General features: G+C 64.7%; 34 protein-coding genes. 1 reads left to right on the top strand and 33 read right to left on the bottom strand.

The features are described 5' to 3' along the window. Positions 1–33 precede the first annotated feature (33 nt). Positions 34–528 (top strand): DUF2127 domain-containing protein, encoded by a 495-nt coding sequence (locus tag DCD74_RS01675; protein WP_112925789.1) that lies wholly within the window; start codon positions 34–36, stop codon positions 526–528. Positions 529–549: 21 nt separating this feature from the next. Here the strand turns inward: DCD74_RS01675 and DCD74_RS01670 are convergent, their stop codons facing one another. From DCD74_RS01670 to rpsL, 33 genes are all read right to left on the bottom strand, one after another. After that, the gene (locus DCD74_RS01670; protein WP_112925788.1) at positions 550–1,944 is read right to left on the bottom strand and encodes a class II 3-deoxy-7-phosphoheptulonate synthase; all 1,395 of its coding nucleotides are present in this window, start codon (positions 1,942–1,944) and stop codon (positions 550–552) included. Continuing rightward, positions 1,941–2,447, bottom strand: coding sequence for a disulfide bond formation protein B (locus DCD74_RS01665; protein WP_112927610.1), 507 nt, complete (start codon positions 2,445–2,447; stop codon positions 1,941–1,943). The genes DCD74_RS01670 and DCD74_RS01665 overlap by 4 nt, the downstream gene beginning before the upstream one ends. Positions 2,448–2,604: 157 nt before the next feature. Then, positions 2,605–2,982, bottom strand: a complete 378-nt coding sequence (rplQ, locus tag DCD74_RS01660; RefSeq protein ID WP_112925787.1) for a 50S ribosomal protein L17 — start codon at positions 2,980–2,982, stop codon at positions 2,605–2,607. A gap of 148 nt (positions 2,983–3,130) precedes the next feature. Further along, the gene (locus DCD74_RS01655; RefSeq protein WP_112927609.1) at positions 3,131–4,129 is read right to left on the bottom strand and encodes a DNA-directed RNA polymerase subunit alpha; all 999 of its coding nucleotides are present in this window, start codon (positions 4,127–4,129) and stop codon (positions 3,131–3,133) included. A gap of 57 nt (positions 4,130–4,186) precedes the next feature. Next, positions 4,187–4,816 (bottom strand): 30S ribosomal protein S4, encoded by a 630-nt coding sequence (rpsD, locus tag DCD74_RS01650; RefSeq protein WP_112925786.1) that lies wholly within the window; start codon positions 4,814–4,816, stop codon positions 4,187–4,189. Positions 4,817–4,828: 12 nt separating this feature from the next. Next, the gene (rpsK, locus tag DCD74_RS01645; protein WP_112925785.1) at positions 4,829–5,221 is read right to left on the bottom strand and encodes a 30S ribosomal protein S11; all 393 of its coding nucleotides are present in this window, start codon (positions 5,219–5,221) and stop codon (positions 4,829–4,831) included. 9 nt (positions 5,222–5,230) lie between these two features. Then, the gene (gene rpsM / locus DCD74_RS01640) at positions 5,231–5,587 is read right to left on the bottom strand and encodes a 30S ribosomal protein S13 (RefSeq protein WP_112925784.1); all 357 of its coding nucleotides are present in this window, start codon (positions 5,585–5,587) and stop codon (positions 5,231–5,233) included. Between the two features lie 369 nt (positions 5,588–5,956). Continuing rightward, positions 5,957–7,303 (bottom strand): preprotein translocase subunit SecY, encoded by a 1,347-nt coding sequence (gene secY, locus DCD74_RS01635; RefSeq protein ID WP_237049635.1) that lies wholly within the window; start codon positions 7,301–7,303, stop codon positions 5,957–5,959. A 6-nt stretch (positions 7,304–7,309) separates the two neighbouring features. Beyond that, positions 7,310–7,747 (bottom strand): 50S ribosomal protein L15, encoded by a 438-nt coding sequence (rplO, locus tag DCD74_RS01630; protein WP_112925782.1) that lies wholly within the window; start codon positions 7,745–7,747, stop codon positions 7,310–7,312. A 4-nt stretch (positions 7,748–7,751) separates the two neighbouring features. Continuing rightward, on the bottom strand, positions 7,752–7,946 hold the full coding sequence (gene rpmD / locus DCD74_RS01625) for a 50S ribosomal protein L30 (protein ID WP_112925781.1): 195 nt from the start codon (positions 7,944–7,946) through the stop codon (positions 7,752–7,754). Continuing rightward, on the bottom strand, positions 7,933–8,481 hold the full coding sequence (rpsE, locus tag DCD74_RS01620) for a 30S ribosomal protein S5 (RefSeq protein ID WP_112925780.1): 549 nt from the start codon (positions 8,479–8,481) through the stop codon (positions 7,933–7,935). Before rpsE ends, rpmD begins: the two co-directional genes overlap by 14 nt. A gap of 101 nt (positions 8,482–8,582) precedes the next feature. After that, a complete protein-coding gene (gene rplR, locus DCD74_RS01615; protein WP_112925779.1) occupies positions 8,583–8,936 on the bottom strand; it encodes a 50S ribosomal protein L18 in 354 nt (117 codons plus the stop codon). Between the two features lie 29 nt (positions 8,937–8,965). After that, a complete protein-coding gene (rplF, locus tag DCD74_RS01610; protein WP_112925778.1) occupies positions 8,966–9,493 on the bottom strand; it encodes a 50S ribosomal protein L6 in 528 nt (175 codons plus the stop codon). A 12-nt stretch (positions 9,494–9,505) separates the two neighbouring features. After that, positions 9,506–9,904 carry a 30S ribosomal protein S8 gene (gene rpsH, locus DCD74_RS01605; RefSeq protein WP_112925777.1) on the bottom strand — a complete coding sequence of 133 codons (399 nt, stop codon included), beginning with the start codon at positions 9,902–9,904 and terminating at the stop codon, positions 9,506–9,508. 138 nt (positions 9,905–10,042) lie between these two features. After that, positions 10,043–10,348 (bottom strand): 30S ribosomal protein S14, encoded by a 306-nt coding sequence (rpsN, locus tag DCD74_RS01600; protein ID WP_112925776.1) that lies wholly within the window; start codon positions 10,346–10,348, stop codon positions 10,043–10,045. 13 nt (positions 10,349–10,361) lie between these two features. After that, positions 10,362–10,901: a 50S ribosomal protein L5 gene (gene rplE, locus DCD74_RS01595; protein WP_112925775.1), complete on the bottom strand. Its 540-nt coding sequence runs from the start codon at positions 10,899–10,901 to the stop codon at positions 10,362–10,364. A gap of 11 nt (positions 10,902–10,912) precedes the next feature. Further along, positions 10,913–11,227: a 50S ribosomal protein L24 gene (gene rplX / locus DCD74_RS01590; RefSeq protein ID WP_112925774.1), complete on the bottom strand. Its 315-nt coding sequence runs from the start codon at positions 11,225–11,227 to the stop codon at positions 10,913–10,915. A 13-nt stretch (positions 11,228–11,240) separates the two neighbouring features. Then, on the bottom strand, positions 11,241–11,609 hold the full coding sequence (gene rplN / locus DCD74_RS01585; RefSeq protein WP_076586687.1) for a 50S ribosomal protein L14: 369 nt from the start codon (positions 11,607–11,609) through the stop codon (positions 11,241–11,243). 15 nt (positions 11,610–11,624) lie between these two features. Further along, positions 11,625–11,894, bottom strand: a complete 270-nt coding sequence (gene rpsQ / locus DCD74_RS01580; RefSeq protein WP_112925773.1) for a 30S ribosomal protein S17 — start codon at positions 11,892–11,894, stop codon at positions 11,625–11,627. Between the two features lie 8 nt (positions 11,895–11,902). Beyond that, positions 11,903–12,091 (bottom strand): 50S ribosomal protein L29, encoded by a 189-nt coding sequence (gene rpmC, locus DCD74_RS01575; protein WP_112925772.1) that lies wholly within the window; start codon positions 12,089–12,091, stop codon positions 11,903–11,905. Next, positions 12,091–12,504, bottom strand: coding sequence for a 50S ribosomal protein L16 (rplP, locus tag DCD74_RS01570; protein WP_112925771.1), 414 nt, complete (start codon positions 12,502–12,504; stop codon positions 12,091–12,093). The genes rpmC and rplP overlap by 1 nt, the downstream gene beginning before the upstream one ends. Positions 12,505–12,507: 3 nt before the next feature. Next, a complete protein-coding gene (rpsC, locus tag DCD74_RS01565; protein ID WP_112925770.1) occupies positions 12,508–13,245 on the bottom strand; it encodes a 30S ribosomal protein S3 in 738 nt (245 codons plus the stop codon). A gap of 2 nt (positions 13,246–13,247) precedes the next feature. After that, positions 13,248–13,583, bottom strand: coding sequence for a 50S ribosomal protein L22 (rplV, locus tag DCD74_RS01560; RefSeq protein WP_112927608.1), 336 nt, complete (start codon positions 13,581–13,583; stop codon positions 13,248–13,250). A 10-nt stretch (positions 13,584–13,593) separates the two neighbouring features. Continuing rightward, positions 13,594–13,863 (bottom strand): 30S ribosomal protein S19, encoded by a 270-nt coding sequence (rpsS, locus tag DCD74_RS01555; RefSeq protein WP_112925769.1) that lies wholly within the window; start codon positions 13,861–13,863, stop codon positions 13,594–13,596. Positions 13,864–13,869: 6 nt separating this feature from the next. Beyond that, on the bottom strand, positions 13,870–14,697 hold the full coding sequence (gene rplB, locus DCD74_RS01550; protein ID WP_112925768.1) for a 50S ribosomal protein L2: 828 nt from the start codon (positions 14,695–14,697) through the stop codon (positions 13,870–13,872). 10 nt (positions 14,698–14,707) lie between these two features. Continuing rightward, positions 14,708–15,001, bottom strand: a complete 294-nt coding sequence (gene rplW, locus DCD74_RS01545) for a 50S ribosomal protein L23 (protein ID WP_112925767.1) — start codon at positions 14,999–15,001, stop codon at positions 14,708–14,710. Beyond that, positions 14,998–15,606, bottom strand: a complete 609-nt coding sequence (rplD, locus tag DCD74_RS01540; protein ID WP_455430930.1) for a 50S ribosomal protein L4 — start codon at positions 15,604–15,606, stop codon at positions 14,998–15,000. Before rplD ends, rplW begins: the two co-directional genes overlap by 4 nt. After that, entirely contained in the window at positions 15,603–16,259 is a 657-nt protein-coding gene (gene rplC, locus DCD74_RS01535; RefSeq protein WP_112925765.1) for a 50S ribosomal protein L3, read from the bottom strand. Before rplC ends, rplD begins: the two co-directional genes overlap by 4 nt. A gap of 10 nt (positions 16,260–16,269) precedes the next feature. After that, positions 16,270–16,581 (bottom strand): 30S ribosomal protein S10, encoded by a 312-nt coding sequence (rpsJ, locus tag DCD74_RS01530; protein WP_076586709.1) that lies wholly within the window; start codon positions 16,579–16,581, stop codon positions 16,270–16,272. A gap of 472 nt (positions 16,582–17,053) precedes the next feature. Further along, positions 17,054–18,244 (bottom strand): elongation factor Tu, encoded by a 1,191-nt coding sequence (tuf, locus tag DCD74_RS01525; RefSeq protein WP_112925754.1) that lies wholly within the window; start codon positions 18,242–18,244, stop codon positions 17,054–17,056. A gap of 64 nt (positions 18,245–18,308) precedes the next feature. Continuing rightward, positions 18,309–20,432: an elongation factor G gene (gene fusA / locus DCD74_RS01520; RefSeq protein WP_112925764.1), complete on the bottom strand. Its 2,124-nt coding sequence runs from the start codon at positions 20,430–20,432 to the stop codon at positions 18,309–18,311. A 170-nt stretch (positions 20,433–20,602) separates the two neighbouring features. After that, positions 20,603–21,070 (bottom strand): 30S ribosomal protein S7, encoded by a 468-nt coding sequence (gene rpsG, locus DCD74_RS01515; RefSeq protein ID WP_112925763.1) that lies wholly within the window; start codon positions 21,068–21,070, stop codon positions 20,603–20,605. Positions 21,071–21,133: 63 nt separating this feature from the next. Further along, complete coding sequence (gene rpsL / locus DCD74_RS01510) at positions 21,134–21,508, bottom strand: 30S ribosomal protein S12 (RefSeq protein WP_112925762.1); 375 nt, start codon at positions 21,506–21,508, stop codon at positions 21,134–21,136. Positions 21,509–21,654: the final 146 nt, after the last annotated feature.

The raw sequence follows: 21,654 nt of genomic DNA, 5'->3' as shown, positions 1-21,654 counted from the left end.
GAAAGCGGCGGCGGGCGGCGTCATCTCCACGTGATGCACGACGAAGCCCCCGCCGACGCGCCCTACAACCCGGATCCGCACGCGCATCCGGGCCTCCATGTCATCGCCGTGGTCGAGATGGCCAAGGGCGCGCTGGCACTGGTGGCGGCGAGCGGGCTGGAGATCCTCGGCCCCGCCCCGCTGCGACGCTGGCTGCACGCGCTGATCGAGCACTTCCAGCTGGACCCGACCAGTGGCGTCACCGGCTGGCTGGCGGGCGTCATCAACCCCACCGGCATCCATGTCGCGGCCGGCATCGCCGCGCTCTACGGGCTGCTGCACCTGCTGGAAGGCTGGGGCCTGTGGCGCGCCAAGGCCTGGGCCTCGTGGCTGGGCTGCGTGTCGGCGGCGGCCTACCTGCCCTTCGACGTCACCGCCTTCCTCACCCACCGCCATTGGTTGGAAGCGGTCGCGGTGATCGTCAACGTGGTGGTGGTCTGGGTGCTGGCGCGCGACCTGTTCAAGCGGCATCGCGCCCAGGCGCACTGAGCGCTTTGCCGGGGCGCAGGTTCAGCGCTGCGCCGGTTGCCCGAGCTGCTGGTATTTGCGCCCGATCAGCATCGCCGTCTCCAGCGCCTGCTCGTAGTTGAGGCGCGGATCGACGGTCGAGTGGTAGGCGCGTTCGAGGTCGGCGTCGGTCAGGTCACGCGCGCCACCGGTGCATTCGGTGACGTCTTCGCCGGTCAGCTCCAGATGGATGCCGCCGAGTCGCGTGCCCGCCGCGGCATGCAGGTCGAACGCCTGCTCGATCTCCGAACGGATGTTGCCGAAGCGACGCGTCTTGTAGCCGTTGCTGCTGTTTTCGGTATTGCCGTGCATCGGGTCGCAGACCCAGAGCACGCGCGCGCCTTCGCGCTTCACCGCGTCCAGCAGGGGCGGCAGGTTGTCGGCGATGGTCTGCGCACCCATGCGATGGATCAACGTCAGGCGGCCGGCTTCGTTGTCGGGGTTGAGCACTTCGATCAGGCGACGCAGGTGATCGACGCCCATCGTCGGCCCCACCTTCACCGCCACCGGGTTGCGGATGCCGCGGAAGTATTCGACGTGGGCGCCATCCAGCGCCGCCGTGCGCATCCCGATCCACGGGAAATGCGTGCCGAGGTTGAACCAGCCCCACTGCCGCGGCACCTGCCGGGTCAGCGCCTGCTCGTACGGCAGCAGCAGCGCTTCGTGGGAAGTGAAGAAGTCGACGCGGTCCAGGTTGTGCGCCGGCTCGCCCGAGAGCGTTTCCATGAAGCGCATCGCATCGGCGATGCCGGCCACGATACGGTGGTATTCGTCGGCCAGCGGCGAATGCGTCACCCACGACAGGTCCCAGTTGCCGGGATGGTGGAGGTCGGCGAACCCGCCATCGATCAGCGAACGCACGAAGTTGATCGTCAGCGCCGAGCGCGAATGCGCGGCGATCATGCGTTGCGGGTCCGGCGCACGCGCGGCGGCATCGAATTCCGGCGCGTTGACGATGTCGCCGCGATAGCTCGGCAGCGTCACGCCATCGCGCGTCTCCATCTCGGACGAACGCGGCTTGGCGTACTGGCCGGCAAAGCGCCCGACCCGCAGCACCGGCATCCGCAGCGCATGCACCAGCACCAGGCTCATCTGCAGCAACACCTTGAGCCGGTTGGTGATGATGCCCGGGCGGCAATACGCGAAGTTCTCGCAGCAATCACCGCCCTGCAACAGGAAGCGGCGGCCCTCCTGCGCATCGGCCAGCTGCTGGCGCAGCGACAGGATTTCCCACGAAGTCACCAGCGGCGGCAGCGCGTGCAGTTCTTCCAGCGCGAGCGCGAGCGCCCCGGCATCGGGATAGACCGGTTGCTGTGCGGCCGGCAGCGTGCGCCAGGAACCGGGCGTCCAGTTCTCCGGCAGCTGCACGGCCTGTGGCGCGGGCTGGATGCGCATCATCGACGACCCGTCCGGCCGAACGCCGCTACCAGCGCCCATGCGCCCAGCGCCACGAACCAGATCAGCGCCCACATCGGAATGCTCATCCCAAGGAAATATTCGACATTGCTGCAGTCACCGCTGGCGGTCAGCACCTTGCGGATCGCGCCCGACCAGCCATTGACCGCGGCCAGGAATTCCAGCCCGCCGCCGCAGGTGGACAGCTCCGGCGGAAACACCTGCACCCAGACATGGCGCCCGGCGATGCCCACGCCCACCAGCGCCGCGATCGCCGCCAGCACGCCGTAGGCCTTGCGCATCGCCGTGCCCGGGCCGGGTGCATGCAGCCCGCCGATCAGGAACACCATGCCCAGCGCCGCGAACGCGATGCGCTGCAGGATGCAGAACGAACACGGCATCAAGCCACGCGCTTCCTGCAGGAATACCGCCAGCCCGATCAGGCCCGCGCAGGCCAGGAAACCCAACAGGAAACGCATGCGGAAGGACCAGCGAAGCGGATTCATCATCAAACCGGATCAGGGAAAACGGGTCACGCAAAATACCAGATGCCTGCACGGCGCGGCGTCTTCGCTGCTGCACATCATGTGGGCGATGAAACGAAAAACCCCGGCGTTGGCCGGGGTTTCCGTTGCGAAGCGGTGCCCGGAGGCAGCTTCGGAATTACTCGGCGCTCGGCGCACCCGGGCGCTCGACCAGCTCGACGTACGCCATCGGCGCGTTGTCGCCGGCGCGGAAGCCGCACTTCAGGATGCGCAGGTAGCCACCCGGACGGGCGACGTAGCGCGGGCCGAGCACGGTGAACAGCGTGCCGACGGCTTCCTTGTCACGCAGGCGGGCAAACGCCAGACGACGGTTGGCGACGGAATCGACCTTGGCCAGGGTGATCAGCGGCTCGGCGATGCGGCGCAGTTCCTTGGCCTTCGGCAGGGTGGTCTTGATGAGTTCGTGCTTGATCAGCGAGGACGTCATGTTCTTGAACATGGCTTCGCGGTGGGCACTGGTGCGGCTGAACTTGCGGCCGGCATTCTGGTGGCGCATGGCGATGGTTCCTGAAAAATGATGTGGCTATGGGGTTCGATGTCGCCTTCCCGGCGTTGGAACATGGACTGCGGTTGGTCCGTTGCCGTCCGTCCTGGACGACAGCGCCGCGGGCTTTGGGCCCGTCGGCGCGGTGGTGCGATCTGGCTTAGCCCAGCATCCCGTGCTGCGAGACACCGGTCGGCGGCCAGTTTTCCAGCTTCATGCCGAGCGAAAGACCGCGCTGGGCGAGGACTTCCTTGATCTCGGTGAGCGACTTCTTGCCGAGGTTCGGGGTCTTCAGCAGCTCGACTTCGGTCTTCTGGATCAGATCGCCGATGTAGTAGATGCTCTCGGCCTTCAGGCAGTTGGCCGAACGCACGGTCAGCTCGAGGTCGTCGATCGGACGCAGCAGGGTCGGGTCGACGCCGCTGACAGCCTGCTTGGCATTGCCGCGCTCGCGCTGGGTGAAGTCACCGAAGACCGACAGCTGGTCGGTGAGGATGTCGGCGGCGGTGCGCACGGCTTCCTCGGCATCGATCGTGCCGTTGGTTTCGATGTCCAGCACCAGCTTGTCGAGGTCGGTGCGCTGCTCGACGCGCGCGGCTTCCACCGCGTACGCGACGCGACGGACAGGCGAGAACGACGCGTCCAGCATCAGGCGGCCGATGGTGCGGGCCTCCTCGTCCGGGCGACGACGCGCGGCGGCCGGCTGGTAGCCGAAGCCACGCTCGATCTTCAGCTGCATGTCGATCGCCACGTCCTTGGTCAGGTTGGCGATGACGTGCGTCGGGTTGAGGATCTCGACGTTGTGGTCGACCTTGATGTCGGCGGCGGTGACGACGCCCGGGCCCTGCTTGGACAGGGACAGGGTGGCGCTTTCGCCGGTGCCCATGCGGATCGCGACGTCCTTGAGGTTCAGCAGGACTTCAAGCACGTCCTCCTGCAGGCCGTCGATGGTGCTGTACTCGTGCAGAACGCCGTCGATGCTGACTTCGGTGATCGCGAAGCCCGGGATCGACGACAGCAGGACGCGGCGCAACGCGTTGCCCAGCGTGTGGCCGTAGCCGCGCTCGAGCGGCTCGATCACGACGCGCGCACGGTTGGCGGTCATCTGTTCGATCTGCGGACCACGCGGACGCAGTACTTGGTTGGCGGTAACCGTCATGTATGGCGTCTCCTGGGGCATCCGGTTCATGACGCCGGATGCCGCTCGATGGGGGGATTACTTCGAGTACAACTCGACGATCAGCGCTTCGTTGATGTCGGCGGGCAGCTCGGCGCGATCAGGCACGGCCTTGAACACGCCAGCGAACTTGCCGGCATCCACATCGACCCACGACGGCGACAGGTCCATCTGCTGCGCCACGGTCAGGGCTTCCTGCACGCGGAGCTGCTTCTGGGCCTTCTCGGACAGGGCGATCGAATCGCCTGCCTTGACCGCGTAGGACGGCAGGTTCACCGGCTTGCCGTTGACCAGCACGCCACGGTGCGAAACCAGCTGGCGGGCCGAAGCGCGGGTGACCGCGAAGCCCATGCGGTAGACGACGTTGTCGAGGCGGGTCTCGAGGAGCTGCAGCAGGTTTTCACCCGTGTTGCCCTTCTTGTTCGAGGCCTTCTTGTAGTAGTTGCGGAACTGGCGTTCCAGCAGGCCGTAGATGCGCTTGACCTTCTGCTTCTCGCGAAGCTGGGTGGCGTAATCCGACAGCTTGCCCTTGCGGGCGGTGGGGCCGTGCTGGCCGGGCTTCTGCTCAAGCTTGCACTTGGAATCCAGGGCGCGGGCCGGGGACTTCAGCGACAGGTCGGCGCCTTCGCGACGCGCGAGCTTGCAGGTAGGACCAATATAGCGTGCCATGTCTGTAGCTCCTTAGACGCGACGCTTCTTCGGCGGACGGCACCCGTTGTGCGGGATAGGCGTCACGTCGATGATGTTGAGGATCTTGTAGCCGACGTTGTTCAACGAACGAACGGCCGATTCGCGGCCCGGACCCGGGCCCTTGATGCGGACTTCCAGCGCCTTCACGCCGTAGTCGAGCGCAGCCTTGCCGGCCTTCTCGGCGGCGACCTGCGCCGCGAACGGGGTCGACTTGCGCGAACCACGGAAGCCGGCGCCGCCGGACGTGGCCCACGACAGCGCGTTGCCCTGGCGGTCGGTGATGGTGATGATGGTGTTGTTGAAAGAAGCGTGGACGTGCGCGATGCCGTCGGTGACGACGCGCTTGACCTTCTTCTTGGTCTTGGTAGCGGCAGGCTTGGCCATGTCGATTCCTTACTTCTTGATCGCTTTGCGCGGACCCTTGCGGGTACGGGCATTGGTCTTGGTGCGCTGACCACGCAGCGGAAGGCCACGACGATGGCGCAGGCCACGGTAGCTGCCGAGGTCCATCAGGCGCTTGATGGCCATGCCGACTTCGCGGCGCAGGTCACCTTCGACGATGAACTTGCCGACTTCGGAACGCAGGCGCTCGACTTCGGATTCGGACAGGTCGCGGATCTTGGTGTTGGACTCGACACCAGCCGACTCGCAGACTTTCTTGGAACGGGTACGGCCAATGCCGTAGATGCTTTGCAGCCCCACCCAGACATGTTTCTGGGCAGGCAGGTTGACACCTGCAATACGCGCCATGACGCGATCTCCAAACGGTTGATGGGCCAAAAATGCCAGCTTGGCCGGGGAAACTGGAAATTTTAACAACAATCCCGGGTCTTTGGGAAGCGCGGGCCCGAAAGCGCCCGCTCCGGCATGGGGAGTGTGCCCATGCTCCGGCGAACGGACCGACGACTGGAAGCCGATGAACCGGCCACCGCGCGCGCTACTCCGGCGCTCGCATCTCGTCAATCCACCCGTGTGCGGGATGCCACCCGGGTCGCCCATCGAGGCCGATGCATGGAAGCATCGGCAATGAATTCAATGTCCGGACGATGCCACCATCCGGTCTATTGCGTGGAGCGGATCATCCGCTCCACGCTTGTCGCAACAGGTCGGTGCCGCGCCTCAGCGCCCGCGACCGCCCTTCAGGTTCGCCTTCTTCAGCAGGCTTTCGTACTGGTGGGACATCAGGTGCGCCTGCAGCTGCGCGATGAAATCCATCACCACCACCACCACGATCAACAGCGAGGTGCCGCCGAAGTAGAACTGGGTGCCCAACTCGGTGCGCATCACTTCAGGCAGCAGACAGACCAGTGCCAGGTAGAGCGAACCGGCCAGCGTCAGGCGCGTCAGCACCCCGTCGATGTAGTCGGCGGTCGCCTTGCCCGGACGGATGCCCGGAATCAGCGCGCCCGACTTCTTCAGGTTGTCGGCGGTTTCCTGCGAGTTGAACACCAGCGCCGTGTAGAAGAACGCGAAACCGATGATCAACGCGGCCAGCAGGATCATGTGCAGGGGCTGCCCCGGAGCCAACGCCGCCGCGATCCGCTGCATCCACTGGGTCGTGGACGAACCGGTGTTGCCGAACCACTGCGCGGCCGTGGCCGGGAACATGATGATCGACGATGCGAAGATCGGCGGGATGACGCCCGACATGTTGAGCTTGAGCGGCAGGAACGACGTCTGGTTCATGTAGGTGCCGCGGCCGCCTTGGCGACGCGCGTAGTTCACCGTCACCCGGCGCTGCCCGCTCTCGACGAACACCACGAACCAGGTGAAACCGAACACCAACAGCGCGATCAGGATCGCCTGGATCGCCGTCATGTCACCGTTGCGCAGCTGCTCGACCGTGTGCACGACCGCACCCGGCAAACCGGCCACGATGCCCGCAAAGATGATCAGCGACACGCCGTTGCCGATGCCACGCTCGGTGATCTGCTCACCCAGCCACATCAGGAACATGGTGCCGGCGGTCAGCGCGATCACAGCGGTGAAGACGAATGCCATACCCGGGTTGGTCACGACCGGCGTGCCATCCGGCGCCACCTGTCCCTGCAACGCCGACGCGATGCCGATCGCCTGGAAGACCGCCAGCGGCACGGCGCCGAGGCGCGACCACTGGTTGATCTTGCGACGGCCGGACTCGCCTTCCTTCTGGATCGCCTTCAGGCTCGGGAAGATCTGCGAGCAGAGCTGGATGATGATCGACGACGAGATGTACGGCATCACGTTCAGCGCGAGCAGCGACAGGCGCGAAAGCGCGCCGCCCGAGAACATGTTCAACATGTTCACGATGCCCTGCTGCTGCTCCATGAACGCCGTCATCGCGACCGGATTCACACCCGGGACCGGGATGTGGCAACCGATGCGGTAGACGATCAGCGCACCGAGCACGAACAGCAGGCGCTGGCGAAGTTCGGTGAACTTGCCGGCACCCGCCATTCCGGCCAAGGCATTCGCGCTACGCGACATCCGGCCTTACTCCTCGATCTTGCCGCCAGCGGCTTCGATCGCCGCCTTGGCGCCAGCCGTGGCCATCAGACCCTTGAGCACGAACTTCTTGGTGACGTCGCCCTTCTTGACGATCTTCGCCTTCTTGGCGGTCGACGGCACCAGCTTGGCGGCGCGCAGCGCGGCGAAATCGATCTCACCGGCTTCGAGCTTGTCCAGCTGGTACAGCAGGACCTGGGCTGTGTCGGCCTTCAGCTTGGAGCGGAAGCCGATCTTCGGCAGGCGCATGTACATGGGCATCTGGCCGCCTTCGAAGCCGGCCTTGATCTTGCCCTTGCCCGAACGCGCGAACGAACCCTTGTGGCCGCGGCCGGCGGTCTTGCCGAGGCCGGAACCGATGCCGCGACCGACGCGGGTGCGCTCGGTGCGGGCGCCCGCTGCGGGCTTCAACGTATTGAGTTTCATGCGATTACTCCTCGACCTTCACCAGGTAGTGGACCTTGTTGATCAGGCCACGGACCTGCGGGCTGTCCTTCAGTTCGCGCACGTCGTTGAGCTTGTTCAGGCCCAGAGCGCGCACCGACAGGCGATGCTTGGCCTGCGAACCGCGCAGACCCTTGACCAGACGCACCTTCACGGTGCCGGTGGTGTTAGTGCTGGACATGGAGGATCTCCTCGACCTTCTTGCCGCGCTTGGCAGCGATGTTGGCCGGCGAGTGCATCGCGGTCAGGCCCTTCAGCGTCGCGCGCACCAGGTTGATCGGGTTGCGCGAACCGACGGCCTTCGCCAGCACGTTCTTGATGCCGACGGCTTCCAGCACGGCGCGCATCGCACCACCGGCGATCACGCCGGTACCTTCGGATGCCGGCTGCATGAACACCTTGGCCGCGCCATGGTTGGCCTTGACCTGGTGCCACAGCGTGCCGTTGTTGAGGTCGACGACCTTCATGCCCTTGCGGGCCTGTTCCATCGACTTCTGAATTGCGACCGGCACTTCGCGCGCCTTGCCGTAACCGAAGCCGACGCGGCCATTGCCATCACCCACCACGGTCAGCGCGGTGAAGGTGAACTGGCGGCCACCCTTGACGGTCTTGCTGACGCGGTTGACCGCGACCAGCTTCTCGATCATGCCGTCATCGATTTCCTCGCGGGGGCCACGATCACGATCGCGACCACGCGGTTGACGTTCTTCTGCCATTGTTTGGACTCTCTATGGTTGAGTTGCTTGCGGCGTTGCCGCTTATCGTTGTGATGTGCAGCGGTACAGCAACCCGGGCGACATGTGCGCCCGAGGGTGGATCAGAACTGCAGGCCGGCCTCGCGGGCGGCATCGGCCAGGGCCTTGATGCGACCGTGGTAGCGATAGCCCGAGCGGTCGAAGGCGACGGCATCGATGCCGGCGGCCTTGGCGCGCTCGCCGATCAGGCGGCCGACCTTGGTCGCGGCTTCGATGTTCTTGCCGTTCTTCAGGCCGTCCATGACGTCCGACTGGGTGGTGGAGGCCGAAGCCAGCACCTTGGAACCGTCGGCGGAGAACAGCTGGGCGTACAGGTGCTGGCCGGTGCGCAGCACCGACAGGCGCGGGACGCCGAGCTTGCGGATGTGCGAACGGGTGCTCTTGGCACGGCGCAGGCGGGCGATTTTCTTTTCCATGGTCTTTCTCCGAAAGCTGAAGACGTGCGTTACGCCTTCTTGGCTTCCTTGCGGATGATGGTTTCGTCGGAATACTTCACGCCCTTGCCCTTGTAGGGCTCCGGCGGACGGTAACCGCGGATCTTGGCAGCCACTTCACCGACCAACTGCTTGTCGGCGCCCGCCACCAGGATTTCGGTCTGGGTCGGGGTGGTGATGGTGATGCCTTCCGGCGCGGTGAACACGACGGGGTGCGAGAACCCGAGCGACAGGTTCAGGTCCTTGCCCTGCACCGCGGCGCGGTAACCCACGCCAACCAGCTCAAGCTTGCGCTCGAAGCCGTCGGACACGCCCTTCACCATGTTGGCGAGGATCGCGCGCAGGGTGCCGGTCATGGCCATGCGCTCCGGACGGGCCGGGCTCAACTGGATCTCGTTGTTCTCGACCGCCATCTCGATGCCTTCGGGCTGGGCGATGGACAGGCTGCCCTTGCCACCCTTGACGATGATCTGGCCGTTCTCGTTCTTGATTTCAACACCCTTCGGCAGGGCGATCGGCTTCTTGGCTACGCGGGACATGCTGCTCTCCTGTTAGGCCACGAAGCACAGGACTTCGCCGCCGACGCCTTCAGTGCGCGCCTGCGAATCGGTCATGATGCCCTTGGAGGTGGAAACGATGGCGATGCCGAGGCCGCCCAGCACCTTCGGCAGGTCGTTCTTGCCGCGATACTGGCGCAGGCCCGAGCGCGAAACGCGCTTCAAGGTCTCGATGACCGGCTTGCCCTGGAAGTACTTGAGTTCGATCTCGAGCTCGGCCTTGCCGCCGCCCAGATCGTTGACGCGATGGGCACCGATGTAGCCTTCGTCCTTGAGGACGTTGGCGATGGCGACCTTGGTCTTGGAAGACGGCATCTTCACCGTCTGCTTGCCGACGGCGGCCGCATTCTTGATGCGGACCAGCATGTCGGCGATGGGATCAGTCATGCTCATGTGTATTCACCTTGAGTTAGCACCGATATCCGCTTTCGCGAAAATCTTTGGATTGTGTTCTTGGCATGGAACCGCCCGAAAGCGGTTCCGCGGAGCCAAGCCGCATATTGTGGCCCGGTTTGCACCGGGCCGCAAGTCTTACCAGGACGCCTTGCGCAGGCCGGGCACGTCGCCCTTCATGGTGTGCTCGCGCAGTTTGTTGCGGCCGAGGCCGAACTTGCTGTAGACGCCCTGCGGACGGCCGGTCAACGCGCAACGCGTGGTCTGGCGCGACGGCGAGGAATCACGCGGCAGCTTCTGCAGCTTCACCACGGCATCCATCTTGTCCTCATAGGAGGCATCCTGGCTGCTGATGATCTTCTTCAGCGCCTCGCGCTTGCCGGCGTACTTCTTGGCAAGCTTGGTCCGCTTCAGATCGCGGTTGATCATGCTGGTCTTGGCCATGGGTCTCTCTCGATCAGCGGAAGGGGAAGCGGAAGGCCTCGAGCAGCGCCTTGGCTTCCTCGTTGGTCTTCGCGGTGGTGGTGATGGCGATATCCATGCCGCGGATTGCGTCGACGGCGTCGAAGTCGATTTCCGGGAAGATGATCTGTTCCTTCACGCCCATGTTGTAGTTGCCACGGCCGTCGAACGAACGGCCCGACACGCCGCGGAAGTCGCGGACGCGCGGCAGCGAGATGTTGATCAGGCGATCAAGGAACTCGTACATGTGGGCACGGCGCAGGGTCACCTTGGCGCCGATCGGCCAGCCGTCGCGGATCTTGAACGAAGCCACCGAGACGCGCGACTTGGTCGACACCGGCTTCTGGCCGGCGATCTTGGCCATGTCGGCCAGCGCGTTCTCGAGCACCTTCTTGTTGGCGGCCGCCTCACCCACGCCCATGTTGAGCGTGATCTTGGTGATCTTCGGCACCTGCATCGGATTGGTGTAGCCAAAGCGCTTCATCAGCACCGGCACAACCTCTTCCTTGTAGATCTTTTCCAGTCGAGTGGTCATTGCTTCATTCCTCAGGCGTCAACCGCCTCGTCGCCGGAGCGGAACACGCGGATCTTGCGTCCATCCTCCAGCACCTTGGTCTTGATGCGGTCACCCTTGCCGACGGCCGGGTTGAACAGCATCACGTTGGAAATGTGGATCGAGGCTTCGCGCTCGACCACGCCGCCTGCCTGGCCGACCTGCGGGTTCGGCTTGGTGTGGCGCTTGATCATGTTGATGTTGGACACGACCACGCGGTCGCCAAGGACGCGAACGACGTCGCCCTTCTTGCCCTTGTCCTTGCCGGTGATGACGACGACCTGGTCGCCTTTCTTGATGCGATTCATGGTGTCCTCCGGCTCACAGCACTTCGGGTGCGAGCGAAACGATCTTCATGAACTTCTCGGAGCGCAGTTCGCGGGTCACAGGCCCGAAGATGCGCGTGCCGATCGGCTCATGCTTGTTGTTGAGCAGCACGGCGGCGTTGCCGTCGAAGCGGATCAGCGAACCGTCGGCACGGCGCACGCCCTTGCGGGTGCGCACGACCACGGCGTTGTAGACCTCGCCCTTCTTGACCTTGCCGCGCGGGATGGCGTCCTTCACCGACACCTTGATGATGTCGCCGATGCCGGCATAACGGCGCTTGGAACCGCCAAGCACCTTGATGCACATGACTTCCTTGGCACCGGAGTTGTCGGCGACGTCGAGGTGGCTCTGCATCTGGATCATGGTCTGGCCTCCTCGTTATTCGGCTGCGTGGGCGAGGACTTCGACCACGCGCCAGTTCTTGGTTTTGGAAATCGGCGCGCACTCGACGATGCGGACCAGGTCACCCGGCTGGCAGGCGTTGGCGTCGTCGTGGGCGTGGAGCTTGGTCGAGCGGCGAATGTACTTGCCGTACAGCGCGTGCTTGACGTGGCGCTCGACAAGAACGGTGACCGTCTTGTCCATCTTGTTGCTGACCACGCGGCCTTCGACCGTGTGCTGCTTTTTATCAGTGTTGTTCATGGTCATTCCTGGGTTCACTGCACGGCGGCGCCGAGCAGCATCTTGACGCGTGCGATCTCGCGACGGACGCGACGCACCTCGTGGGTCTTGGCGAGCTGACCGGTGGCCTTCTGCATCCGCAGGGAGAACTGCTCCTTCTGCAGGTCCAGCAGGTGGGCCTTGAGGTCAGTGGCCGACTTGTGGCGGAGTTCCTTGAGTTCCATCAGCGCACCGTCCGGGTCACGAATTGGGTGGTGACCGAAAGCTTGGCGGCGGCCAGGCGGAACGCTTCGCGCGCCGTGGCTTCGTCGACACCTTCGATCTCGTAGATCATGCGGCCGGGCTGGATCTGGGCGACCCAGTATTCGACCGCACCCTTGCCCGAGCCCATGCGGACTTCGATCGGCTTCTGGGTGATCGGCTTGTCGGGGAACACGCGGATCCACATCTTGCCGCCACGCTTGACGTAACGGCTGACGGCACGATGGGCCGCCTCGATCTGGCGTGCGGTCAGGCGGCCGGTCTGCGTCGCGCGCAGGCCGAACTCGCCGAACGACACCGCGTTGGCGCTCCACGACAGGCCCTCGTTACGGCCCTTGTGCTGCTTGCGGTACTTGGTACGTTTGGGTTGCAACATGACTTAACCCCTCGCTTCACGCTCGCCACGCGGCGGACGCGGGCCGCGGGCAGGACGCTCGCCGCCGCGCTCGTTGCGCGGTTCTTCGTTCTTTTCCTGGCCCACCTGGGAGAAGTCAAACACTTCACCCTTGTAGATCCAGACCTTGATGCCGATGATGCCGTAGGTCGTCTTGGCTTCGGCGAAGCCATAGTCGATGTCGGCACGCAGCGTGTGCAGCGGCACGCGGCCTTCGCGGTACCACTCCGAACGGGCGATTTCCGCACCGTTCAAGCGGCCGGCCACGTTGACCTTGATGCCGAGCGCGCCGAGGCGCATCGCGTTGCCGACGGCGCGCTTCATGGCGCGACGGAACATGATGCGGCGCTCGAGCTGCTGGGCGATCGACTCGGCGACCAGCTGGGCGTCGAGTTCCGGCTTGCGCACTTCGGACACGTTGATGTGGGCGGGAACGCCCATCACGTCCGAGACTTCCTTGCGCAGCTTCTCGATGTCCTCACCACGCTTGCCGATCACCACGCCCGGACGGGCGGTGTGGATCGTCACGCGCGCCGACTTGGCCGGGCGCTCGATGGTGATCTTGCTGATGCCGGCTGCTGCCAGCTTCTTGCGGAGCATGTCGCGGACCTTGAGGTCGCCCGCGAGGAATTCGGCGTATTCCTTCTTGCCCGCATACCACTTGCTGTTCCAGTCCTTGGCGATGCCAAGGCGGATGCCGACGGGATGAACTTTGTGACCCATGATTACTTGCCCTCGCCGACGACGATGGTGATGTGGCTGGTGCGCTTGACGATGCGGGTACCGCGACCCTTCGCACGCGCCATGAAGCGCTTCAGCGACGGACCTTCGTCGACCATGATGGTCTTGACCTTGAGCGCATCGGCATCGGCGCCGACGTTGTTCTCGGCGTTCGACACTGCCGACCACAGCAGCTTGTGGATCATGTGGGCGGCCTTCTTGTCGCTGAACTTCAGCAGGTCGAGGGCACGGGCGGCCGGCAGGCCACGCACCTGGTCGGCGACCAGGCGGGCTTTCTGCGGGGAGATGCGCGCGGTGCGCAGGATGGCTTTGGCTTCCATGGTCATCTCCTTACTTCGACTTCTTGTCGCCGCCGTGACCCTTGAAGGTCCGGGTCAGCGAGAATTCGCCGAGCTTGTGGCCCACCATGTTCTCGTTGACCAGCACCGGCACGTGGTTCTTGCCGTTGTGGACCGCGATGGTGAAGCCCACCATTTCCGGCAGGATCATCGAGCGACGCGACCAGGTCTTGATCGGCTTCTTGGTGTTGCTACCCGCGGCTTCCACCTTCTTGACGAGATGGTGGTCGACGAACGGGCCTTTCTTGAGTGAACGTGCCATGGCCGATTAGCTCCTGCGATCGCGCACGATGAAGTGCTGGGTGCGCTTGTTCTTGCGGGTCTTGTAACCCTTGGTCGGGACGCCCCACGGGGTGACCGGATGCGGATTGCCCTGGCCGGCCTTGGCCTCACCACCACCGTGCGGATGGTCCACCGGGTTCATGGCGGCACCGCGGACGGTCGGCTTGACGCCGCGCCAGCGCTTGGCACCGGCCTTGCCCAGCTTCTCGAGGTTGTGCTCGACGTTGCCGACTTCACCGATGGTGGCGCGGCAATCAACCGGGATGCGGCGCATCTCGCCCGAACGCAGGCGCAGCGTGGCATAGCCCTGCTCGCGTGCGATCAGCTGGACGCCGGCACCGGCGGCACGCGCCATCTGCGCGCCCTTGCCCGGCTTCATCTCGACGCAATGCACCGTGGTGCCGACCGGGATGTTGCGCAGCGGCAGGGTGTTGCCGGCGCGGATCGGCGCGGTTTCACCCGCCATCACCTGGTCGCCGGCCTTCAGGCCCTTCGGCGCGATGATGTAGCGGCGCTCACCGTCCACGTACAGCAGCAGCGCGATGTGCGCGGTGCGGTTCGGGTCGTACTCGATGCGCTCGACCTTCGCGGGGATGGTCTCCTTGTCGCGCTTGAAGTCGATGATGCGGTAGTGCTGCTTGTGGCCACCGCCGATGTGGCGGGTGGTGATGCGACCGTGGTGGTTGCGACCACCGGTCTTGCCCTGCTTCTCCAGCAACGGCGCGTACGGCGCACCCTTGTGGAGGTCGGGCGTGACCACGCGGACCGCGCTGCGGCGGCCTGCGGAAGTCGGCTTGAAAGTCATCAAAGGCATCGTGTGCTCCTTAGGCCTTCGCCGTCACGTCGATGGTCTGGCCATCGGCCAGCGTCACGTAGGCCTTGCGCCAGTCACTGCGACGACCCATGCGGTTCTTGAACGCCTTGGCCTTGCCCTTGACGTTCACCACATTCACCGCGGCGACCTTGACATCGAAAATCTGTTCGATCGCCGCCTTGACGTCCGCCTTGGTAGCGGTCGTGGCGACTTCGAACACGTACTGGTTGGACACTTCCTGCAGGCGCGCGGTCTTTTCAGACACGCGCGGCGCACGGATCACTTCATAAACGTTGGTGGTCATGCCAGCCACTCCTCGATCTTCTTGACCGCATCGGCGGTGATCACCACCGAGTCGGAACCGACCAGGGAGACCGGATCCAGGCCCTGCACGTCGCGCACTTCCACATAGGGGAGGTTGCGGGCGGACAGGAACAGGTTCTCGGAGGCTTCCTCGGTCACGATCAGCGGACGCTTGCCCAGATCCAGACCCTTCAGCTTCGTCACCAGACCGGAGGTCTTGGCGGCATCGACGTCGAACGAATCGACGATGGTGATGCGGCCCTGGCGGTTCAGCTCGGAGAGGATCGCGGCCATCGCGGCGCGAAACATCTTGCGGTTCACCTTCTGCGCGAAGCTGCGCGGCTTGGCCGCGAAGGTCACGCCGCCGCCGACGAAGATCGGAGCCGTCAACGCGCCATGACGCGCGCCGCCGCCCTTCTGCTTCTTCGACTTCTTGGTGGTGCCGTTGACTTCCGAACGCGTCTTCTGCGCCTTGGTGCCGGCACGACCCGCGTTGCGGTAGGCGACGACGACCTGGTGCACGAGGTCTTCGGAGAATTCACGGCCAAACACGGCATCGGAAACCGAGACCTTGCCGCCGTTCTTGATGGTCAGTTCCATGCTCATGCTCCCTTGCTGGCCGGACGCACGATGACGTCGCCACCCGGGGCGCCCGGCACCGCGCCGCGCACGGCGATCAGGCCGCGCTCGGCGTCGACCTTGACGACCTGCAGGTTCTGGGTGGTCTGGTTTACGGCACCCATGTGGCCGGACATCTTCTTGCCCGGGAACACGCGGCCCGGCGTCTGGCGCTGGCCGATGGAGCCCGGCGAACGGTGCGACAGCGAGTTGCCGTGCGTCGCATCGCCCATCTTGAAGTTCCAGCGCTTGATGGTGCCCTGGAAGCCCTTGCCCTTGGTGACGCCGAGGACGTCGACCATCTGGCCTTCGGCGAAGATGTCGGCCTTGATTTCGCCGCCGACCGCGAAGTCGGACAGCTTCTCGTCGGCCACGCGGAATTCCCACAGGCCGCGACCGGCTTCGACCTTGGCCTTGGCGTAATGGCCGGCGCCGGTCTTGTTGATCAACGCGGCGCGCTTGACGCCCGCGGTGACCTGCACAGCGCTGTACCCATCGGCTTCAACGGTCTTGATCTGGGTGATGCGGTTCGGGGTGGCTTCGATCAGCGTCACCGGCACGGACTTGCCGTCCTCGGTGAAGACGCGGCTCATGCCCGCCTTGCGGCCAACCAGGCCCAGTTGATGAATTTTCGTCGACATGATGGCTTCCTCAGGTCAACTTGATCTGGACGTCGACGCCAGCCGCGAGTTCGAGCTTCATCAGCGCGTCCACGGTCTTGTCGTTCGGGTCGACGATGTCAAGCACGCGCTTGTGCGTGCGGGTTTCGTACTGGTCGCGCGCGTCCTTGTCGACGTGCGGCGAGGTGAGCACGGTGTAACGCTCGGTCTTGGTCGGCAGCGGGATCGGGCCGCGCACTTGCGCGCCGGTCCGCTTGGCCGTCTCGACGATCTCGCTGGCCGAGCGATCGATCAGGCGATGATCGAAGGCCTTCAGCCGGATGCGAATCTTCTGGTCCGCCATGGGGGTGTTCCTTTAGGTCCAAAGAGCAAGAGGCCGGCAGCTGGGTGTGCCGGACCCCGGTATGTGCGACGCACCGGCACCGGAGTGCAGGCCGTATCGCGATCGAATCCTTCAAAACGACAAGGCGGCCCGGTTTCCCGGCCCGCCCAGACGAAAACAACGCGAAGCAGCACCCGGCATGCGGATGAGCCACGCGACCTGTCCTTGTCTGGCGAAGACGAGGAGCTTCCTGCCCCTCATTTCGCTGGCTGCGGAACGCGCCTGAGCGCCCATCCGCAAGTGGTCTTACATTCTAGCAGGCTAATTCAGGCACTTGCAAGCCCGATTTCGCATGGGACTGGCGGCTCGCGCCGCCTGCCCTTCGCCGACCTGGCCGAACGGCCCGAAAGAGCAACGTTCGGCCAATGGCCTCACCGGAATCCGCCCCGCGACATGCGCTTCAACGCATGTCGCAAGCCGGGCCGGCTTCCACTTACTTGATGATCTTCGCCACCACGCCGGCGCCGACCGTACGGCCGCCTTCGCGGATCGCGAAGCGCAGGCCTTCGTCCATCGCCACCGGGTTGATCAGGCTGACCGTCATCTTGATGTTGTCGCCCGGCATGACCATCTCCACGCCTTCCGGCAGGGTCACCGCACCCGTGATGTCGGTCGTGCGGAAGTAGAACTGCGGACGGTAGCCCTTGAAGAACGGCGTGTGACGGCCGCCTTCGTCCTTCGACAGCACATACACCTCGGCTTCGAAGTCGGTGTGCGGGTTGATCGAACCCGGCTTGCACAGCACCTGGCCGCGCTCGACGTCGTCACGCTTGGTGCCGCGCAGCAGCAGACCGGCGTTGTCGCCTGCCTGACCCTGGTCCAGCAGCTTGCGGAACATTTCAACGCCGGTGACGGTCGTCTTCTGGGTCGGGCGGATACCGACGATTTCGATTTCCTCGCCCACCTTGATCACGCCGCGCTCGATACGGCCGGTCACCACGGTGCCGCGGCCCGAGATCGAGAACACGTCTTCCACCGGCATCAGGAACGGCTTGTCGATGTCACGCTCCGGCTCCGGGATGAAGGTGTCGAGGGCTTCGACCAGCTTCAGGATCGCCGGCACGCCGATTTCGCTCTGGTCGCCTTCCAGCGCCAGACGGGCCGAGCCGTGGATGATCGGGGTGTCGTCGCCCGGGAAGTCGTACTTCGACAGCAGTTCACGGACTTCCATCTCGACCAGCTCGAGCAGCTCGGCGTCGTCGACCATGTCGGCCTTGTTCAGGAACACCACGATGTGCGGCACGCCGACCTGGCGCGACAGCAGGATGTGTTCGCGGGTCTGCGGCATCGGACCGTCGGCGGCCGAGCACACCAGGATCGCGCCGTCCATCTGCGCGGCACCCGTGATCATGTTCTTCACGTAGTCGGCGTGACCCGGGCAATCGACGTGCGCGTAGTGGCGCGTCGGGCTTTCATACTCGACGTGCGCCGTCGAGATCGTGATGCCGCGCGCCTTCTCTTCCGGCGCCGCGTCGATCGACGAGTAATCCTTGAATTCACCACCGAAACGCTCGGCGCCCACCTTCGTCAGCGCTGCGGTCAGCGTGGTCTTGCCGTGGTCAACGTGACCAATCGTGCCCACGTTCACGTGGGGCTTGGTGCGCTCGAACTTGCCCTTTGCCATGACTGTTTACCTCAAAGAAATGATTAGTGGGGAATGCGGGGCGCGTACGCCCCGCGGAAGCCCATCAGGCCTTCTTCATCACCGCGTCGGCGACGTTGGTCGGCGCTTCGGCGTAGTGGTCGAACTCCATCGAGAACGTGGCGCGACCCTGCGACATCGAACGCAGCGAGGTCGCGTAGCCGAACATCTCGCCCAGCGGCACCATCGCGTTGATGATCTTGCCGGACGGGCTGTCGTCCTGGCCCTGCAGCAGGCCGCGACGACGGCTGACGTCGCCCATCACGTCACCGACGTAGTCTTCCGGCGTCACGATCTCGACCTTCATCATCGGCTCCAGCAGGACCGGATCGGCCTTGCGGAAACCTTCCTTGAAGGCCATCGACGCGGCGAGCTTGAACGCCATTTCCGACGAGTCGACGTCGTGGTACGAACCGAACACCAGCTTGACCTTGGTGTTCACCACCGGGAAGCCGGCCAGCGGGCCGCTGGTGATGGTCTCGCGGATGCCCTTCTCGACCGCCGGGATGAATTCCTTCGGGATCACGCCGCCGGTGATGTCGTTGATGAACAGGAAATCGTTCTCGACGTCCGGGTTGGCGCGGTCTTCGGCGGTCATCGGCGACATCTCGATGACGACATGGCCGTACTGGCCCTTGCCGCCCGACTGCTTGGCGTGCTTGTAGTCGCTCTTGACGTCCGACTTGCGGATGGTCTCGCGGTAAGCCACCTGCGGCTTGCCGACGTTGGCTTCCACGTTGAACTCACGCTTCATGCGGTCGACGATGATGTCGAGGTGCAGCTCGCCCATGCCGGCGATGATGGTCTGGCCGGATTCCTCGTCGGTACGCACGCGGAACGACGGATCTTCCTGCGCCAAGCGGCCCAGCGCGATACCCATCTTTTCCTGGTCCGACTTGGTCTTCGGCTCGACGGCCATCGAGATCACCGGCTCCGGGAAGGTCATGCGCTCGAGCACGATCGGCGCGTCCTGCGAGCACAGGGTGTCACCGGTGGTGACGTCCTTCAGGCCCACGGCCGCGGCGATGTCGCCGGCCAGCACTTCCTTGATCTCTTCGCGGTTGTTGGAGTGCATCTGCAGCAGGCGGCCGATGCGCTCCTTCTTGCCCTTGACCGAGTTCAGCACCTGGTCGCCGGCATTGAGCGTGCCCGAATAGACGCGGAAGAAGGTCAGCGAACCCACGAACGGGTCGGTCATGATCTTGAACGCCAGCGCCGAGAACGGGGCCTTGTCGTCCGACTTGCGGGTCATCTCGACGGTCTCGTCATCGACATCCACGCCCTTCACGTCCGGCACGTCGACCGGCGACGGCAGCAGCTGGATCACGCCGTCAAGCATGGCCTGCACGCCCTTGTTCTTGAACGCCGAGCCGCAGAACATCGGCACGATCTCGGTGTTCAGGGTGCGCACGCGCAGCGCTTCGACGATCTCGGCCTCGGTCAGCTCTTCGCCGCCCAGGTACTTGTCCATCAGCTCTTCGCTGGCTTCGGCGGCGGTTTCCACCATGAAGGCGCGCGATTCGTTGGCGATCTCGACCAGGTCGGCCGGGATGTCGCGGTATTCGAACTTCATGCCCTGCGAGGCGACATCCCAATGGATCGCCTTCATCTTGAGCAGATCGACGACGCCTTCGAAGCCGTCTTCGGCACCGACCGGCACCTGCATCGGCACCGGCACCGCACCCAGGCGCGACTTCAGCTGGTCACGGACCTTGAAGAAGTTGGCGCCGGTGCGGTCCATCTTGTTGACGAACGCGATGCGCGGCACCTGGTACTTGTTGGCCTGGCGCCACACGGTCTCGGACTGCGGCTGCACGCCACCCACGGCGCAGAGCACGAACACCGCGCCGTCGAGCACGCGCAGCGAACGCTCCACTTCGATGGTGAAGTCGACGTGGCCGGGGGTATCGATGATGTTGAAGCGGTGCTCCGGCAGGGACTTGTCCATGCCCTTCCAGAACGCGGTCGTGGCCGCCGACTGGATGGTGATGCCGCGTTCCTGCTCCTGCTCCATCCAGTCCATGGTGGCGGCACCATCGTGCACTTCACCGATCTTGTGGCTCTTGCCGGTGTAGAACAGGATGCGCTCGGACGTGGTGGTCTTGCCGGCATCGATGTGGGCCATGATGCCGAAGTTGCGGTAACGCTCGATGGGGGTGGTGCGGGCCACGGTGATCTCTCTTTGTTTGCCTGGTGGAAGACCGGCGAGCCGGGCTTCAGATGGCCAGATGCCGCCATGACGGCGGCCTCTGGGCGGATCGCGGAAAGCAGGGGTTTCCGCGGCGCGGCGAACCGGACGGGCCGGTCCGCCACCGGGCGCTCAGGGCGCCCGCTTGAGGCTTACCAACGGAAGTGCGCGAAGGCCTTGTTGGCGTCGGCCATGCGGTGGGTTTCCTCGCGCTTCTTGATCGCGCCGCCACGGTTTTCCGAGGCGTCGATCAGCTCGGCGGCCAGCTTGCGCGGCATCGAGTTCTCGCCGCGCTTGCGGGCGGATTCGATCAGCCAGCGCATCGCCAGCGCCATGCGGCGGGAAGCACGCACTTCGACCGGCACCTGGTAGGTGGCGCCACCGACGCGGCGGGACTTCACCTCGACCGACGGGGACACGTTGCCCAGCGCCTTCTCGACCAGCTCGAGCGCGTTGCCGTTCTTCTCGCCGATGACGTCCATCGCGCCGTACACGATCTTCTCGGCGACCGACTTCTTGCCGCTCAGCATGACCATGTTGATGAAACGGGCGATCGTCTCGCTTCCGTGCTTGGGATCGGGCAGCACCGAACGCTGCGGGGTATTGCCTTTACGGGACATAGCGGTATCTCTGGTTTCTTGCGGACGCGGCGCTCATGCGAGCGACGCGAAGGAAGGGTGGGATCAGGCCTTCGGGCGCTTGGCGCCGTACTTGGAGCGGCGCTGGCGGCGCTTGGCGACACCGGCGGCGTCGAGCGAGCCGCGCACGGTGTGGTAGCGCACGCCCGGCAGGTCCTTGACGCGACCGCCGCGGATCAGCACCACGCTGTGCTCCTGCAGGTTGTGGCCTTCGCCGCCGATGTACGAAATGACTTCGTAACCGTTGGTCAGGCGCACCTTGGCCACCTTGCGCATCGCCGAGTTCGGCTTCTTCGGGGTGGTGGTGTACACGCGGGTGCACACGCCGCGACGCTGCGGGCAGTTCTGCAGAGCGGGCGACGTGCTCTTGTAGGTTTCCGGGTTCCGCGGCTTGCGGACCAGCTGATTGATGGTTGCCATGCGATTCCGAGTGGTTCTCTTGGCCCAGGGGCCATGCTTGGGTGGTTGCCCCCGCCCACCGTCGAAACGATTGGCGCAGACAAAAAAACTAGCCTGCGCTCGACATTTCCGTCGACGCAAGCTGCTGTTGCTGCATGGGCGCAGAT

This window comes from Lysobacter oculi, from assembly GCF_003293695.1.
GTDB classification, from domain to species: Bacteria; Pseudomonadota; Gammaproteobacteria; order Xanthomonadales; family Xanthomonadaceae; genus Solilutibacter; species Solilutibacter oculi.
This window is presented reverse-complemented; position numbering and strand designations above follow the sequence as displayed.

Coding starts and splice junctions, on each gene's coding strand:
- DCD74_RS01675 (WP_112925789.1), top strand. CDS start 34: ATGCACGACGAAGCCCCCGCCGACGCGCCCTACAACCCGGATCCGCAC.
- DCD74_RS01670 (WP_112925788.1), bottom strand. CDS start 1,944: ATGATGCGCATCCAGCCCGCGCCACAGGCCGTGCAGCTGCCGGAGAAC.
- DCD74_RS01665 (WP_112927610.1), bottom strand. CDS start 2,447: ATGAATCCGCTTCGCTGGTCCTTCCGCATGCGTTTCCTGTTGGGTTTC.
- rplQ (WP_112925787.1), bottom strand. CDS start 2,982: ATGCGCCACCAGAATGCCGGCCGCAAGTTCAGCCGCACCAGTGCCCAC.
- DCD74_RS01655 (WP_112927609.1), bottom strand. CDS start 4,129: ATGACGGTTACCGCCAACCAAGTACTGCGTCCGCGTGGTCCGCAGATC.
- rpsD (WP_112925786.1), bottom strand. CDS start 4,816: ATGGCACGCTATATTGGTCCTACCTGCAAGCTCGCGCGTCGCGAAGGC.
- rpsK (WP_112925785.1), bottom strand. CDS start 5,221: ATGGCCAAGCCTGCCGCTACCAAGACCAAGAAGAAGGTCAAGCGCGTC.
- rpsM (WP_112925784.1), bottom strand. CDS start 5,587: ATGGCGCGTATTGCAGGTGTCAACCTGCCTGCCCAGAAACATGTCTGG.
- secY (WP_237049635.1), bottom strand. CDS start 7,303: ATGTCGCGTAGCGCGAATGCCTTGGCCGGAATGGCGGGTGCCGGCAAG.
- rplO (WP_112925782.1), bottom strand. CDS start 7,747: ATGAAACTCAATACGTTGAAGCCCGCAGCGGGCGCCCGCACCGAGCGC.
- rpmD (WP_112925781.1), bottom strand. CDS start 7,946: ATGTCCAGCACTAACACCACCGGCACCGTGAAGGTGCGTCTGGTCAAG.
- rpsE (WP_112925780.1), bottom strand. CDS start 8,481: ATGGCAGAAGAACGTCAACCGCGTGGTCGCGATCGTGATCGTGGCCCC.
- rplR (WP_112925779.1), bottom strand. CDS start 8,936: ATGGAAAAGAAAATCGCCCGCCTGCGCCGTGCCAAGAGCACCCGTTCG.
- rplF (WP_112925778.1), bottom strand. CDS start 9,493: ATGTCCCGCGTAGCCAAGAAGCCGATCGCCCTGCCGAAGGGTGTTGAA.
- rpsH (WP_112925777.1), bottom strand. CDS start 9,904: ATGAGCATGACTGATCCCATCGCCGACATGCTGGTCCGCATCAAGAAT.
- rpsN (WP_112925776.1), bottom strand. CDS start 10,348: ATGGCCAAGACCAGCATGATCAACCGCGATCTGAAGCGGACCAAGCTT.
- rplE (WP_112925775.1), bottom strand. CDS start 10,901: ATGACCACTCGACTGGAAAAGATCTACAAGGAAGAGGTTGTGCCGGTG.
- rplX (WP_112925774.1), bottom strand. CDS start 11,227: ATGAATCGCATCAAGAAAGGCGACCAGGTCGTCGTCATCACCGGCAAG.
- rplN (WP_076586687.1), bottom strand. CDS start 11,609: ATGATCCAGATGCAGAGCCACCTCGACGTCGCCGACAACTCCGGTGCC.
- rpsQ (WP_112925773.1), bottom strand. CDS start 11,894: ATGACCATGAACAACACTGATAAAAAGCAGCACACGGTCGAAGGCCGC.
- rpmC (WP_112925772.1), bottom strand. CDS start 12,091: ATGGAACTCAAGGAACTCCGCCACAAGTCGGCCACTGACCTCAAGGCC.
- rplP (WP_112925771.1), bottom strand. CDS start 12,504: ATGTTGCAACCCAAACGTACCAAGTACCGCAAGCAGCACAAGGGCCGT.
- rpsC (WP_112925770.1), bottom strand. CDS start 13,245: ATGGGTCACAAAGTTCATCCCGTCGGCATCCGCCTTGGCATCGCCAAG.
- rplV (WP_112927608.1), bottom strand. CDS start 13,583: ATGGAAGCCAAAGCCATCCTGCGCACCGCGCGCATCTCCCCGCAGAAA.
- rpsS (WP_112925769.1), bottom strand. CDS start 13,863: ATGGCACGTTCACTCAAGAAAGGCCCGTTCGTCGACCACCATCTCGTC.
- rplB (WP_112925768.1), bottom strand. CDS start 14,697: ATGCCTTTGATGACTTTCAAGCCGACTTCCGCAGGCCGCCGCAGCGCG.
- rplW (WP_112925767.1), bottom strand. CDS start 15,001: ATGACCACCAACGTTTATGAAGTGATCCGTGCGCCGCGCGTGTCTGAA.
- rplD (WP_455430930.1), bottom strand. CDS start 15,606: ATGAGCATGGAACTGACCATCAAGAACGGCGGCAAGGTCTCGGTTTCC.
- rplC (WP_112925765.1), bottom strand. CDS start 16,259: ATGTCGACGAAAATTCATCAACTGGGCCTGGTTGGCCGCAAGGCGGGC.
- rpsJ (WP_076586709.1), bottom strand. CDS start 16,581: ATGGCGGACCAGAAGATTCGCATCCGGCTGAAGGCCTTCGATCATCGC.
- tuf (WP_112925754.1), bottom strand. CDS start 18,244: ATGGCAAAGGGCAAGTTCGAGCGCACCAAGCCCCACGTGAACGTGGGC.
- rpsG (WP_112925763.1), bottom strand. CDS start 21,070: ATGTCCCGTAAAGGCAATACCCCGCAGCGTTCGGTGCTGCCCGATCCC.
- rpsL (WP_112925762.1), bottom strand. CDS start 21,508: ATGGCAACCATCAATCAGCTGGTCCGCAAGCCGCGGAACCCGGAAACC.